Annotated in this window: 14 protein-coding genes and 2 pseudogenes; 12 read left to right on the top strand and 4 right to left on the bottom strand. The window is 60.6% G+C overall.

Annotation, left to right across the window (positions count from 1 at the left end; translation table 11 throughout):
- Nucleotides 1-32 precede the first annotated feature (32 nt).
- Nucleotides 33-1013, top strand: a complete 981-nt coding sequence (locus tag ACP15W_RS18640; protein WP_424934448.1) for an IS30 family transposase — start codon at nt 33-35, stop codon at nt 1011-1013.
- A 254-nt stretch (nt 1014-1267) separates the two neighbouring features.
- On the opposite strand, the gene trpS is transcribed toward ACP15W_RS18640, so the two are convergent.
- The 3 genes and pseudogenes from trpS to ACP15W_RS18625 all read right to left on the bottom strand — a co-directional run bounded on the left by trpS (nt 1268) and on the right by ACP15W_RS18625 (nt 3595).
- The gene (gene trpS, locus ACP15W_RS18635; protein ID WP_424934447.1) at nt 1268-2269 is read right to left on the bottom strand and encodes a tryptophan--tRNA ligase; all 1002 of its coding nucleotides are present in this window, start codon (nt 2267-2269) and stop codon (nt 1268-1270) included.
- A 671-nt stretch (nt 2270-2940) separates the two neighbouring features.
- On the bottom strand, nt 2941-3138 hold the full coding sequence (locus ACP15W_RS18630) for a hypothetical protein (protein WP_424934446.1): 198 nt from the start codon (nt 3136-3138) through the stop codon (nt 2941-2943).
- A gap of 67 nt (nt 3139-3205) precedes the next feature.
- Nucleotides 3206-3595: pseudogene (locus ACP15W_RS18625) on the bottom strand (MerR family DNA-binding protein).
- Nucleotides 3596-3724: 129 nt separating this feature from the next.
- Here ACP15W_RS18625 and ACP15W_RS18620 point away from each other — a divergent pair.
- The 10 genes and pseudogenes from ACP15W_RS18620 to ACP15W_RS18575 all read left to right on the top strand — a co-directional run bounded on the left by ACP15W_RS18620 (nt 3725) and on the right by ACP15W_RS18575 (nt 12611).
- Nucleotides 3725-4567: a DUF305 domain-containing protein gene (locus tag ACP15W_RS18620; RefSeq protein ID WP_424934445.1), complete on the top strand. Its 843-nt coding sequence runs from the start codon at nt 3725-3727 to the stop codon at nt 4565-4567.
- Between the two features lie 10 nt (nt 4568-4577).
- Nucleotides 4578-5339: pseudogene (locus ACP15W_RS18615) on the top strand (MauE/DoxX family redox-associated membrane protein).
- Nucleotides 5340-5415: 76 nt separating this feature from the next.
- The gene (locus tag ACP15W_RS18610; protein ID WP_424934444.1) at nt 5416-7779 is read left to right on the top strand and encodes a heavy metal translocating P-type ATPase; all 2364 of its coding nucleotides are present in this window, start codon (nt 5416-5418) and stop codon (nt 7777-7779) included.
- Nucleotides 7780-7862: 83 nt separating this feature from the next.
- Nucleotides 7863-8219, top strand: a complete 357-nt coding sequence (locus ACP15W_RS18605) for a hypothetical protein (RefSeq protein ID WP_424934443.1) — start codon at nt 7863-7865, stop codon at nt 8217-8219.
- Nucleotides 8220-8290: 71 nt separating this feature from the next.
- The gene (locus ACP15W_RS18600) at nt 8291-8506 is read left to right on the top strand and encodes a hypothetical protein (RefSeq protein WP_424934442.1); all 216 of its coding nucleotides are present in this window, start codon (nt 8291-8293) and stop codon (nt 8504-8506) included.
- Nucleotides 8507-8706: 200 nt separating this feature from the next.
- Nucleotides 8707-9915 carry a TolC family protein gene (locus tag ACP15W_RS18595; protein ID WP_424934440.1) on the top strand — a complete coding sequence of 403 codons (1209 nt, stop codon included), beginning with the start codon at nt 8707-8709 and terminating at the stop codon, nt 9913-9915.
- Nucleotides 9912-11273: a multicopper oxidase family protein gene (locus ACP15W_RS18590; protein ID WP_424934439.1), complete on the top strand. Its 1362-nt coding sequence runs from the start codon at nt 9912-9914 to the stop codon at nt 11271-11273. Before ACP15W_RS18595 ends, ACP15W_RS18590 begins: the two co-directional genes overlap by 4 nt.
- A gap of 28 nt (nt 11274-11301) precedes the next feature.
- Nucleotides 11302-11814, top strand: coding sequence for a cupredoxin domain-containing protein (locus tag ACP15W_RS18585; protein ID WP_424934438.1), 513 nt, complete (start codon nt 11302-11304; stop codon nt 11812-11814).
- Between the two features lie 17 nt (nt 11815-11831).
- Complete coding sequence (locus ACP15W_RS18580) at nt 11832-12119, top strand: copper-binding protein (protein WP_424934437.1); 288 nt, start codon at nt 11832-11834, stop codon at nt 12117-12119.
- A 57-nt stretch (nt 12120-12176) separates the two neighbouring features.
- Nucleotides 12177-12611 (top strand): c-type cytochrome, encoded by a 435-nt coding sequence (locus ACP15W_RS18575; RefSeq protein ID WP_424934436.1) that lies wholly within the window; start codon nt 12177-12179, stop codon nt 12609-12611.
- Nucleotides 12612-12956: 345 nt separating this feature from the next.
- On the opposite strand, the gene ACP15W_RS18570 is transcribed toward ACP15W_RS18575, so the two are convergent.
- Complete coding sequence (locus ACP15W_RS18570) at nt 12957-13586, bottom strand: Crp/Fnr family transcriptional regulator (protein ID WP_424934435.1); 630 nt, start codon at nt 13584-13586, stop codon at nt 12957-12959.
- A 67-nt stretch (nt 13587-13653) separates the two neighbouring features.
- On the opposite strand from ACP15W_RS18570, the gene ACP15W_RS18565 reads away from it, so the two are divergent.
- Nucleotides 13654-14226 carry a hypothetical protein gene (locus tag ACP15W_RS18565; RefSeq protein ID WP_424934434.1) on the top strand — a complete coding sequence of 191 codons (573 nt, stop codon included), beginning with the start codon at nt 13654-13656 and terminating at the stop codon, nt 14224-14226.
- Nucleotides 14227-14497: the final 271 nt, after the last annotated feature.

The raw sequence follows: 14497 nt of genomic DNA, 5'->3' as shown, positions 1-14497 counted from the left end.
CACTATTCTGCGCGCAAGCAGGAGGTTGAGGAATGGCGCATCGAGAGCTAACTTTGGAGGAACGCCGGCAGATCGAGAAGATGCTGATCGTGAAAACGCCGATTTCTGTGATTGCAGTGCGGCTCGGACGACACCGATCGTCGATCTATCGGGAGATCCAGCGGAACCGCTATGAAGACACTGAGCTTCCAAATCTGAATGGCTACTACGGTCTTCTGGCGCAGAAGACAGCCGCTGAACGGCGCTGCCGGCGACGCAAGCTGATCCGCTTGCAGGACCTGCGTGCGGCGATCGAAGACCAACTCCGGGCTGGCTGGTCGCCGGAGCAGATCGCTGGTCGGCTTCGCCATGAAGGCGGCTCATCATACGTCTGCCACGAAACGATCTATGCCCATGTCTACATCCAGAGCGAGGATCTCGCCCGGTGGCTTCCGCGCAGGCATCGCAAACGCGAGCCACGCCATGCACGGCGGCCCAGAAGCCTTGTTTTTCCCGCAGATCGGGGGATCCAGCAAAGGCCCGAAGAGGTCAAACAGAGAGAAGTCTTCGGGGATTGGGAAGCTGATCTGATGATTTTCCGCAAGGAACACGGGCCCGCCAATGTCGCCTCCATGGTGGAACGCAAGACCCGGTTCGCTGTGCTGTTCAAGAACAACGACCGGCGCTCGAAACCTATCATGAACCAGATCATCACCCTCCTGTCGCCCCTGCCATCCTCCGCTCGGCGGTCGATCACCTTTGATCGTGGCCTGGAATTCGTCTCCTGGCGTGACCTCGAAATCGGCATGGGCACGGTAGCCTGGTTCTGCGATCCGCAGGCGCCTTGGCAGAAGGGATCAGTCGAAAACCTCAATGGTCGGGTGCGACGTGACCTGCCCCGCGACACCCAACTGACGTCGATCTCAAATCGCTCCATGAAGGCGATTTGCGATCGCCTCAACGCCACACCCCGGAAGTGCCTCGGATACAGAACGCCCTCGGAAGCGTTTCGCGAAGAACTGAGGCGGCTATGATTTTCAAACGATGTCGCAACCAGGCTGGAACTTTCACGCCTATAGCGTCGAGGTCGACGATAAAGGCCCGCCAGACAGTTCGTCAAACCGCACGCGAAGTTAGTCTACAGCCGGGATCTTAGGTGTATGTCTGCCATCCGCTGTTAGATGCTGCGGGTAGAGAGGGCAGAATGCGGCCTTTCGCTGCACTGCGGACGCATGGCCGCAATGCGGGACGAAACTGACCTTCAACCGGATCGCCCGCTGCTGTTCACCTACAACTGGAACAGACCCAAGGCACTAACCACCTCGCGCTTTGTCGCCTCGGTGCGCTCGCGCGCCCGTTCCGTGCCCTCTTTGATCACTTCAAGAACGTATCCCCGGTCTTTGCAGAGCTGTGCCCTGCGTTCGCGAATTGGGGCAATGAGGTCCTGGAGAATAGCTTCCAGACGCGTCTTGATCTTGCCATCGCCGAGCCCTCCGCGCTGATACTGTGCCTTGAGTTCGGCAAGCCTGTCCTGGTCGTAATCGAAGGCGTCGAGATAAGTGAAGACGACATTGCCCTCGATGCAGCCCGGGTCTTCGATACGCAGGTGGTTTGGATCGGTGAACATCGCCCTGACAGCATTTCGGATTTCTTCAGACGAGGCGGACAGCGCAATGGCGTTGCCACCGGATTTCGACATCTTGGCCTTACCGTCGATACCGGGCAAGCGACCCGCCTTCGGGATGATCGCCTGGGCCTCAGGCAGCACGGTGCAGCCCGCCGTCATGTTGATCCGTCGCACGAGCTCATTCGTCTGCTCGATCAATGGGGCTTGATCCTCGCCCACCGGCACGACCGTAGCCTTGAAGGCCGTGATGTCCGCAGCCTGTGCCGCCGGGTAACAGAGAAATCCGGCGGGAATATTGCGCCCGAAACCCCGCGCGCGGATCTCGTCCTTGATGGTCGGGTTCCGTTCCAGCCGCGCAACCGTGACGAAGTTCAGGTAGAGCATCGACAGCTCGGCCAGCGCCGGAAGATGCGATTGCAGGCAAATTGTCGTGCGACCGGGATCAATGCCCACGGCCAGATAGTCCAACGCGACCTCGATCACGCTGCGCCGCACTTTGTCCGGATCATGAGCGTTGTCGGTCAGGGCCTGGGTATCCGCCAGTAGCAGGAATTGTTCATGGCTGTCCTGATAGCGCAGCCGGTTTGCAAGCGAGCCTGCATAGTGCCCAATATGAAGCGGCCCCGTGGTGCGGTCACCTGTCAGAATGGTTGGTCTGTTCATTTGCATCTCCTCATGAAACGAGAGGCAGCGCATCGGGAAGCTCGGAAAACAAAAAGGCCGCCCATGCGGCGGCCTCGGAATACGTTCGGTCATCCGGCCACCCTGTCAGGAGGCCAGCCACCAAGTCATTGCGATGATCGTAGTGTTTTCCATCCGATACCGCTTACCGTCGGCATGACCGCTGGTCAATCAAATGGTGGAAAGGGCTCGCAGCGCACATGCAGCGGCTCGATGGATCTTCCCTTCGACCCACAGGTTGGCTGTCGCCTACGGGACCTTCCTGCCGTTTGCCGCGCGCGCTCGATTTGCGCCGCAGCTGCAAGGTAGCTTTCGAGAATGGGCGGAGAGCTGACCGATGCTGTAGGGAGGGATTGTCGCGGTGACCGGCGACGAGGATGTGACGAGCAACAAGACGGTCCGCAAGATGGAGGCGCGCATCCGGGAACTTGAGCGCCGCAGCTCGGGCGCAAACCCTGGAGCCCGAGATCCTCAAGGAAGCCCTCGAAAAATCGAGGGTAAGAAAACCGACCTTGCATGCCCTGTCCTCGCCGAAGGACGGTTCGCGGTAAAGGCGGCGGCCAAGATATTCGGCGTGTCCCGTTCGAACCTGCATGAACGGATAAAGGAGAGCGCGAAGCCGCGGAGCGCCTACCGAAAGTTTAGACTTGATCTCACATTTGTTCGGTCTCATCGCTCAGCGTGATGCGCATTGGCATGTCGAAGTTCATGCCGAACTCCTGTGGAGCGGTGGCGAGCGTCGCGCCATCCGCCAGCGCTGTCTTCTCGCTCTCCGAGTGAGCCTGGGCCGAAAGAGTTGAGATCGCCAAGAGCACCGCAGCTTTCGCAATATGTTGAGCCTGACTCTTCAATTTCACCTCCGCGACCTGTTCTTGGGTCCGGACGACGCAAGTGGAAGTAGCATTTGCGATGCCGGTATCACTTACTCATTCCTGAGCCAGAAAGGCTATCGAGGATAGGACAGTCTGGGCGCGTGGCGCCATGACATGCCCGGGAGAGCGTGGATTTGAGCGAACCGAGATCGGCAATCTTTTCCTCGATACGGTTCAGATGCTGTCGGGCAAGCCGCTTCACATCCGCGCCTGCCCGCTGACGATCTTCGTAGAGAGAAAGAAACGTTCGTCAATCTTCAATTGGGAAGCCCAGCGAGCAGGCACGGTGCAGCAAGGTGAGCTTGTTTGCGTCCACCGAACTGAGCGCAGGGTAGCCGTCCGCGCTTCTTGCCGGTCGGACAAGTCCGATATCCTCATGATATCGGATTGACTTCGCGGGTAGACCGCTCTCTGTCAAAACTTCTCCAATAATCATCATCGCCTCCACAGTCTGGCCGCGTGATACGGCTTCCCGCCGCTGGAAAACTGAGATGAAATTCCTTTGGAACCTTCCAGTGTGGGAGGCTTGTTGGACCATACACCACGATCTCAACGGAGGAACGAAATGAAATATAGCCGATTCTTCGCGATGATTGCGACGTCAACGATTGTAATGTTTGGCTTGATGTATCTGAACACCTACCTCATCAGCCATATTTTCTGGTCAGAGACTCGAGCCTACATGGCTGTGGTGATGGGGGCTGCCATGGCACTCATCATGCTGGTCTTCATGCTGTCGATGTATCGCAATCGCATGCTCAACATCGCGATCCTTGCCGGCTCCGTCGCAATCTTTGCCGGTGCGCTCTGGCTGGTACGCAGCCAGGTTACCGTCCAGGACCGCAACTACATGCGCGCGATGATCCCGCACCATTCCATTGCCATAATGACCTCGACCCGGGCTCAGCTCACCGACCCCCGGGTTCGGGCGCTCGCCGACGACATCATTTACGCCCAAGACAAGGAAATCGCGGAAATGCGCTTTCTGATTGCCGATATTGGAAAGAATGGCGAGGCTCAGGAAGCGGCGGAGCCAGCAGCCGCGCGGCTGGTCTCCGCGGAAGAGGCCTTGGCATCGGAGGTCGTGACGAACGTCGACCCCGAATTTCTGAGCGAAGACGAAATTGCGGAACTCTTCCCGAATGGCGGCGTCTGCCGGTTTACCTACACCAAGGACAGTCCGGCCGTGTTCGTGACGGGAGAGGATGCCGAAGGACCCGCGGGTCTTGTGAAGATCAGCGGTGATCTGGTGCGAATATCGGGCGATGGTCGAGACTTCGTGACCGGGCGCCTGAGTATCCAAGTTCGGGGAACAGACGACAACGATTTGACTGACATGCTCGTGTCGGCAGGAGCGAACTATCATGCCGGGTTCCGGGGAAAATTCAGCTGCCCGATCCAAGGATAAGGAGAGCCAGATGCCCAAGGATCACGACAAGCACGCGCACCTCTACCGCACGGTTACGCCGGACCATCTCTGCCCCTTCGGCCTAAAGTCCAAAGACCTTCTGGAGCGGCAGGGGTACAAGGTCGAGGACCATTAACTCACCACCCGCAGCGAGAGCGAGGCCTTCATGGAGGAACACGGTGTCCAGACAACGCCCCAGTCTTTCATCGGAGGGGAGCGGATCGGCGGCTATGACGACCTGCGCGTCTATTTCGATCTCGACCCGCCGCCGGAGGAGCGGAGCGATACGACCTATCAGCCGGTCATCGCGATCTTTGCGGTAGCCTTTCTGCTCGCGCTTGGGATCTCGTGGAACCAATAGGGCAGCATCTTCACGCTGCGGGCTGTCGAGTTGTTTGTCTCGTTGTCCATGGCTTTTCTCGCCATCGAGAAGCTTCAGGATGTCGAGAGCTTCTCGACAATGTTCCTCAACTACGACCTGCTCGCGCGGCGCTGGGTGAGATACGGCAGGATCTACCCCTTTGCCGAGGCGCTCGCGGGAATCCTGATGACCGCCGGCGCGCTCGTCTGGATATCCTCGCCCGTGGCGCTTTTCATCGGGACGATTGGCGCAATCAGCATCGTCAAGGCGGTCTATTTCGAAAAGCGGGAGTTGAAATGTGCCTGCGTTGGCGGGGAATCGGCGGTTCCGCCCGGCTTCGTTTCACTGACCGAAAGCTTGATGATGGTGGTGATGGGGATCTGGATGCCGGCAAAGTCGGTGCTCTTCTGAGATCGCTTGATTCTGTCTTGACCTTCCAACGATTGGAAGCCCCATCTTTCATGTCAGATCAGACAGGGAGTCTGAAATGACAGATCACGAACACCGGGGCCACGAGGCGCATCGCGCCTGTGGCCATCACCATCACCACGAGACCGAGGGCGGTCCGAAGGCCAGGGATCCGGTTTGCGGCATGTCCGTTGCGATCACACCGGATGCGCGCAGCCGCGAGTACGACGGAAAAACATTCCATTTCTGCTCCGAGGGATGCCAGGCGAAGTTCGATGCCGATCCGTGGTTCTACGCCTCCGGCAGTGCGGCGAAAGTGACCAAGAGGGCGCCGCAGGGAACTCAGTGGACCTGCCCGATGCATCCCGAGATTATTCGCGACGAAGCTGGATCCTGCCCGATCTGCGGCATGGCGCTGGAGCCGATGGTTCCAAGTGATCAGCCGAGCGAGGAGCTTGTCGACTTTACCCGGCGACTCTGGATTAGCGCGGCAGCCGCAATCCCGCTCGTGATTCTGACCATGGGAGAGATGGTGGGCCTGCCCGTGCGCGATTGGGTCGGGCACAGGATCGCCGTCTATCTTGAATTCCTCCTGGCGACACCGATCGTCCTCTGGGCGGCGCGCCCGTTCTTCCAGCGCGGCTGGGATTCGATCCTGAACCGCTCGCCGAACATGTGGACGCTGATCTCGCTCGGCGTCGGGGCAGCCTACATCTACTCGCTGGTCGCGACTTTCCTGCCGGGTGTCTTTCCGGAGCAATACCGGATGGACGGCATGGTCGGCACGTATTTCGAGGCTGCCGTCGTCATCGTGGCTCTGATCTTCGTAGGCCAGGTGCTGGAGTTGCGCGCGCGCGAGCGCACCGGCGACGCAATCCGGGCTCTGATGGATCTGGCCCCCAAGACGGCGCGACGCATCCTGCCGGACGGATCGGAATATGACGCACCTCTCGAGAACATCATCGAGGGTGATCTCCTGCGGGTCCGGCCGGGTGACAGCGTGCCAGTCGACGGGGAAGTGGTCGAGGGCCGCTCGTCGATCGACGAGAGCATGATCTCGGGCGAACCTGTGCCAGTCGAGAAGGCTGCAGGCGATGGCGTCACGGGCGGGACCATCAACAAGAACGGTTCGCTTGCCATCCGTGCCACCGCAGTCGGCTCGAACACAGTGCTTTCGCAGATTGTGGACATGGTTGCCGGCGCACGACGATCGCGTGCGCCTATTCAGGGCCTCGCGGATCGCGTCGCGGAGATCTTCGTGCCAGCCGTGGTGGGCATAGCCGTGATTGCCTTCATCGCCTGGCTGATCATCGGACCGAGCCCGGCAATCGTCTTCGCGATGGCGTCCGCAGTATCCGTGCTGATCATTGCCTGCCCCTGTGCTCTGGGCCTCGCCACGCCGATCTCTATCACCACGGCCGCCGGGCGAGGCGCACAGGCCGGCGTGCTCATCAAGGACGCCGAGGCGCTCGAAAGGATGGCCCGCGTCGATACGCTCATTGTCGACAAGACAGGGACGCTCACGGAAGGCAAACCGAAACTGACAGATGTGATTGCGTTGTCCGACACCATTGAGAACGACGTTCTCGGGTTCGCGGCCGCACTTGAACGCGGGTCGGAGCACCCTTTGGCCGAGGCGATTCTCGAAGGCGCCAAGGCGCGCGGTGTCATAGCTGACAAATCAACGGAGTTCGAAGCCGTCACCGGCAAGGGTGTGACCGGAAAGGTGGCCGAGCGGTCAGTGGCGCTCGGAAACGCAGCCCTGATGCAGTCGCTGGGGATTGGAACGGAAGCTGCCGATCGGACCGCCGACGACCTTCGTGCCGATGGCAAGACAGCGATGTTCGTTGCCGTGGACGGAGCGCTTGAAGGCATCATTGCGGTCGCGGACCCGATCAAGGCAACCACGAAGGACGCCATTCGCGGCCTGCACCAGCAGGGTTTCCGGGTCATAATGGCGACGGGGGACAACAAGCGCACAGCAGAAGCGGTCGCGGCTCAACTTGGCATCGACGAAGTGCGTGCGGGTGTCCTTCCGGAAGGCAAGAAGGACCTTGTGGACGAGTTGCGTGCCCAAGGCGCCTCGATCGCCATGGCAGGGGACGGAGTGAACGACGCGCCCGCGCTCGCCGCGGCCGATGTTGGTATTGCAATGGGAACCGGCGCGGATGTTGCGGTCGAGAGCGCGGGGCTGACGCTGCTCGGGGGAGACCTGTCAGGCATTGTGCGGGCCCGCAAACTGGCGGACGCCACGCTGCGCAACATCAAGCAGAATCTCTTCTTCGCCTTTGTCTACAATGCGGCGGGGATCCCGATAGCAGCGGGCGTGCTCTATCCGGTCTTCGGTCTGCTGCTCTCTCCGATGATTGCGGCGGCCGCCATGTCGCTATCCTCCGTGTCAGTAATCAGCAACGCCTTGAGGTTGCGGCGCCTGGAGTTGTGATCCATGAACTTGCCGTCTCCGTTTCTTGACTGGATCACCAAAATGCCAGTTGTATGCCGACGGATCTTGGATAGTTTCACGCCATGCATGACCTGATTCGCAGACTCCTGATTGTATGGGCGGTGACGTTTGTCGCGGTATCCGTCATGCTGAGTCCAGCGAATGCAGTGGAAATGATCGATTGCGACAGTCACGTTTCAGCAAGCGTGACTGTCGAGGGCCATGACCATAATGTCGATGTCCTGTCTGGTCATGACGAGATGCAGCACCAGCACCCGGAAAGCCACTGTGCCAGTCATGCTTGCGTTCTCGGTGTGGCAGTTGCTCCTACCGATCTGATGGAGATCGGACCGCTTCCCGACATGAACCGTCGGGGTATCGAGCCCTCACTGAATACTGACGCGTTGCTCGAAGGACTTCAGCGCCCGCCACGCGCCTGAGCATCATTTGATGGTCGATCGATCCCACTCGGATCGATCAGGTGTGTTGTTCTAAGACGGGACTTTATCCCTTGAAAATCATGTTTGCGGCCTTAGCGCCGCTGCTCGTTGCGGCATGCGCGCCGGTCAACGAGCTCGAGGACGCGTCATTATTGACAGCGGCCACCGATCCTTCCGTATCGGGACCAGCCGTTTCCGGCCCCGGCGTGGCTTACGCGCCTCACATCCTCGAAGAGCCCGCCAACTGGCGAGCGCTCAACGATGCCCAAGGGGGCAGCGGCCAATGAGAAGGAGGGTGTATTTCAGCCTCGGTGCTGTGCTGTTTCTATCTGCCTGCGGCAGTGCAGCTTTGAGGCAAGAAGCAAGCGCTTCGCGAGCTGGTTTTGACCGCGTCGAAGCCGGGACGCGCCGGGCAGTGGGCGCTGCGCCGGCCTGGCACCTCACAAATGCCGAGATGGAAGCCAATGCCGCGCGGGTTCGGGCTGCGATGAGCGGTAAGACAATCAGTTCAGATACGGCCGTCCAGGTCGCTCTGATCAACAACCGCGGATTGCAGGCCAGCTTTGCCGAACTGGGGCTCTCATCGGGCGATCTCTGGGAGGTCGCGATGGGCCCGGTGCCCACTGTGGGGGTCTCCGTTTCGGGGATCGCGGGCGATGTGACCCGGACACTCGAAGCCACGCTCATCAACTCACTTCTGGACCTCGCAACTTCCAGGTCTCGCACCGAGATCGGGGAAATCCGCTTCCGGCAGGCCGAACTTGCCGCATTGGCCGAAAGCATCGCGCTGGCCGTCGAGACACGGCAGGCCTGGATCGAAGCCGTCGGCGCGTTCGAAGCGGCGGCTCTGGTAGCGGAGGCAAAGGGCACTGCGGAAGCCAGCTCCGAACTTGCGTCCCAACTTGGCCGGACCGGCGCCATGAACAGGGCAGATCAGGCGCGTGAATACGCCTTTTCAGCCGAGCTCGCGGGCGAGGAGGCCGAAGCAAGACTTGAAGCCCAACTCGCCAAGCAGCGGTTAATCCGTCTCATGGGCCTTTGGGGCAGCGATGTGACCGTCTATGTTCCCGACGCCCTCCCGCCCTTGCCGGGAAGTCCACGCACAGCAAGCGACATCGAGCGTTTGGCGCTGACAAACCGGGTCGATCTCGCGTCGGGGCGCCTGGAGCTTGAGGCCGTCGCACGAGAATATCGGCTGACAGGTCAGACCTACATGATCTCGGACGTCGAGTTGGGCGCTGGCCTCGAGATCGAGAGAGAGAACAGCGAGACCGACAAGGGACCGGTCCTCGACATCGATTTCGAGATCCCGCTCTATGACACCGGCGGGCTTGTCTCGAAGCGCGGACAGATGGCCTATCTCAAGGCCGCAAACACCCTGGCCCAACAGGCAATTGATGCGCGCTCAGAGGCGCGCATGGCCCACAAGGCGGTGACGGGACGCCATGCGGTCGCGCGCCATTGGCGCGACGAGGTTCTGCCGTTGAGAGGGGAAATCGATGAAGAAGCCCTCAAATCCTATAGCGGGATGATCACCTCCACTTTTGAGTTGATCGAGGATGCGCGCGACGGGCTCGAGGCGCAACTCGGGGCCGCGGAAGCCAAGCGCGACTACTGGCTGGCCGAAACAATGGTCACTGCCGCGATCTGGGGCGGCGAGGTCAGCCCATCTGCCGGAGAGGGAGACGACGAATGATGAACCGCAGACAGCTTCTGGGCGCGGGCATTGGCGCCGGCGCGATGCTCGCCTCGGCAGCCAGCGCGCAGACGCGGTTCCGCGATCTGCCCGAGGCCGCAACCACAGACAGCCCCTACACTCAGGTGCCGGGACGCCCTGGCACAGGCCCGGATTACAATCCGGTAGTCACGCTGAACGGCTGGTCGCTTCCCTTCCGCATGAACGGAAACGTAAAGGAATTTCATCTGGTCGCCGAACCGGTGGAGCGGATCATGGCGGATGGCATGATCGCGCGGCTGTGGGGCTACAATGGCCAGTCCACCGGTCCGACCCTCGAGGCGGTCGAGGGCGAACGGGTCCGGATCTACGTCACCAACCGCCTGCCGGAGCACACCAGCGTGCATTGGCACGGGCTGATCCTGCCTTCGGGCATGGATGGCGTCGGCGGGCTTTCCCATCCGGCGATCCCGCCAGGGAAGACCTTCGTCTACGAGTTCGACCTGACAAAGTCCGGCACCTTTATGTATCATCCGCATGCGGATGAGATGGTGCAGATGGCGATGGGCATGATGGGGCTCTTCATCGTGCACCCGCGCGACCCTGCGTTCATGCCGGTCGATCGCGATTTCGCCTTTCTGCTTGCCGCCTACGACATTGATCCGGGAACCTACGTGCCGCGGATCATGGAGATGACGGACTTCAATCTCTGGACGTGGAACAGCCGGATCTTTCCCGACATCGACCCGCTTGTAGTCTCGAAGGGCGACCGGGTGCGGGTGCGCGTCGGCAACCTGACGATGACGAACCATCCGATCCACATGCACGGCTACGATTTTGAGGTAACGGGAACCGATGGCGGCTGGGTTCCGGAAAGCGCGCGCTGGCCGGAGGTCTCGATCGACATTCCCGTGGGCGCCATGCGGGCCTATGAATTCGATGCGGTGCATGAAGGCGACTGGGCCATCCACTGCCACAAGTCGCACCACACGATGAACGCCATGGGGCACGACATCCCGACCTTCATCGGAACCGACAAGCGCAGGCTATCCCGGATGATCAACCGGCACCAGCCCGGCTACATGGCGATGGGAACGGCAGGCATGGCCGATATGGGCGAGATGTCCATGGAGATCCCGGACAATACGGTGCCCATGATGGCCGGATGGGGCCCCTATGGTCCCCTCGAGATGGGCGGGATGTTCAGCGTCGTGAAGGTTCGCGACGGCATCGCTCCCGACGATTACAGCGATCCCGGCTGGTACGAAAACCCGCCGGGAACCCAGGCCTGGGAATGGACCGGCGAACTGCCGGAGCATGCCACCAACACCAGTCCTGCCACCATCCTCACGCCGCGCGGCGGCAAAAGGCAGGGCTGAAGCAATGAGCAGTACAGGAGAAAACCTCATGAAGTCACTTGTCCTCACACTCGGGCTGGCACTGCTTCCCGCAGTCGCCCTGGCTGCGGGAGAGCACGCCGGCGGCCACGGCGAAATGCCCGGTCACGTAGACGGCGGAGGGCATGGCCATGGCATGGCGATCGGCGAACCTGCCCATGGATCACCTTCGCGCACCGTCAAGGTCACCATGCGTGAAGACTACGAGGGCGAGGAAATCTACATCTTCGAACCGGACGAGCTGAATTTCGAGGCCGGGGAGACGGTCCGGCTCCACATCGTCAACGCCGGAGAGGAAGCCCACGAATTCGTCATGGACACAATGGCAGCCAATGCCGAGCACAAGGAGCTAATGGAGCGGTTCCCCGAAATGGAGCATGACGACCCCAACGCCGTGCGCCTCGAACCCGGCGAGGAAGCCGATATCGTCTGGACATTCGCGACCCCCGGAACCTTCGAATTCGCCTGCCTGCTGCCCGGTCACTACGACGCCGGAATGCACGGTCCCTTGACTGTCAACTGAACCCGGAGAACAGACAGATGAAACTTGCCGCCTTTGCCGCAGCCCTCATCCTCACCACGACCACAGCAATGGCTGAACAAAGCTCATCCATGAGCACCGGCACGGTCACGAAAGTCGACACGCAATGGAACAAGGTGACCATCGATCACGGACCGCTCGAAAACCTCGACATGCCTCCAATGAAGATGGTCTTCAACGTAGCCGATCCGCAGATGCTCAACGGTTTGTCGGAGGGAGCTCAGGTCAGCTTCCTCGCTGATCGAGTGAACGGGAAACTGACCGTCACCGAACTGAACAAGCAGTAAAAATCAGCCGCGCGCTGGCTTGCACCGGCGCGCGGACTGCCCTGAAAGGAAGGGAAAATGCGCCGAAAGCCTCTCATTCTGGCCATATCGGGACTTGCAGCCGTCGCCTTGGGCGGCGCTTGGCTTCTGCCTGCTGGCCCCGACCTCTCAAGAGGTGCAACCATTTATGCCGAAGCCTGCGCGTCCTGCCACGGAGCGGAACTCGAAGGTGCGCCGAACTGGCGTGCTCCGGGCGCAGATGGGCGGCTCCCCGCCCCGCCGCACGATGCTACTGGCCACACCTGGCATCACCCCGATCCCGTGCTTCTCGACATGATCACGCGAGGCACCGCCGCCGTTGTCGGGCGGGGCTACGAGAGCAACATGCCCGGCTTCGGGGACACATACTCCGACGCCGAGATCACGGATGTTCTCGAATGGATCAAGAGCCAATGGCCGGACGATATCCGGGAAACCCAGGCCGAAATCACCGCAGAGGCCGAAGGCAGCTGAGGTATGCTTGCGGCCCATTGACGATGGCCAAAATGCGGGTCTTGCCGCGCTGCGGCAACAAGACTGGAACGCTGCATGATTAACCGGGACCGTATCACCGTTGGGACGTCATCGGTACTTGTCGAGAGCGGCATCTTCCGCTTTTCACGCATCCCGATATATCTTGCGATGATGCTTCCTCTGCGAGGCCATAGCGCGGCTTGTGAACTCACTTGCGCTGTTCTTCCTGATGTTCCTGACGGGTAACCTTATCTGTCATCTTGAAGGCAGAAGCCCGCCTTGGCACCCCGTCAGGCGGAGCCTGTATTCCGTTGCGCGGCATTGTCTGCGGGCGGGCATGCGCGATCAGTCCCCATCGTCCCGTATCAAAGGTCCCAAGAGGCGAATGCGACCGCGTGCGGGCCGCTCGAGGTCGCCACGCGTTTCGAGTGAGGCTATTGCCCGGTAGAACGCGGGCGGTGTCACACCAAGATCGGAGGCGAGCGAGGTCAGCGAGATTTCGACCGGCACCACCCCATCGCTCCCGGCGAGTTCGACAAGACGAATGAGCACCCTTTCGGTTAGGGGCGTGACAGCGCGCAACTCCAAGAGGCGCCGAGACTGCATCAGCGATCGGGCAAGGTATAGGGCATAGTCTCGCGCCAGATCCCGGTCATTTTCCAGAGCGTGCTCGAACAGTCTCTTCGGAACGAGATGCACATGTGACGGCGCAAGCGCCACGGCATCACAGTGGCAAGCTTCAGCATGCAGTGAAGCCTCCGCAAACGTTTCGCCGGCGCACGCCGTATGGATGCGCACGCTCCGCCCGGCCTTCGTCCACCGGACGAGGGCGATCTGACCGGAGCAGAGTGATGCCAACCCCGGTGGATTGTCGCCCTGTCGAAAGAGCAGCTCTCCAGTTGTCAGATCGATAACACGCACATTCCGATCACCGCAGGCGCGTTCCAGACGCTCGAAGAATTCCTGACACGACATGATCGCAATCATATCCGGATCGGCATAGTGGTGTTAGACATTCCTCTTGCCGGACAGGGAGGTAGTCATGCGCTTCGGACACATCACAGTTCTTGCAATCCTGCCGATCCTCGGTATGACGGGCCCCGCTCTTGCACAGCACACGAACCATGCGGATCACATGGCACAGTCCGCCGCAGTAGTCGAAACAACCGGAACGCCGATTGAACCGGGAAACGGGGCCTTCGCCGCTATTACCGAGATCGTCTTGCTGCTCAACGCCGACTCAGACACCGATTGGCCCTCTGTCGATATCGGCGCTCTCCGAGACCACCTTGTGGATATGAACAACTTGGTTCTCGCCACCGATGTGCAGACCAGAGACCTCCCGGACGGTATCCTGATACGAATAAGGCTCGATAATGAGGCAGGAGAGGCCGCGAGCCGGATGGTTCCGGCCCACGGGCCCGTTCTCGCTGCTGAAACTGGCTGGTCGTCCGAGGTGTCGATGGCAGATGAGTTTATTACCTGGACGATCAAGGGCGAAGGAGATGGGGCGGCGAGCCGGATCAAGGCGCTCGGTTTCTACGGCCTCTTGGCGACAGGCAATCATCACCCCGGTCATCACCTCGCCATCGCGCGTGGTGAACCCATGCGTTGACGAAATAACGCTTTGCTGCCAATTGGCAGGAACCTTGGGGTCGGTTGCGCCGAAGCCGACATTCATGATCAAGAGGCGAGCGGCTTCGTCCATGGGCCGTTCGCTCCGATCCGAGGCACCAACTTGTACGCCCAATGCCTCGGGCTTCGTTTGCCGCTGCAGACGCCCCGGCAGGGCCAATTCTGCTACCATATGCCCATCGCGGCGACCATGTTCGGGCACAAGGCGACTACCGTTTCTCACGGCCTGCAGGCCGTTTCCGGTGGAGCGG

Source organism: Amaricoccus macauensis (assembly GCF_049800915.1).
Lineage (GTDB): Bacteria > Pseudomonadota > Alphaproteobacteria > Rhodobacterales > Rhodobacteraceae > Amaricoccus > Amaricoccus macauensis_A.
This window is presented reverse-complemented; position numbering and strand designations above follow the sequence as displayed.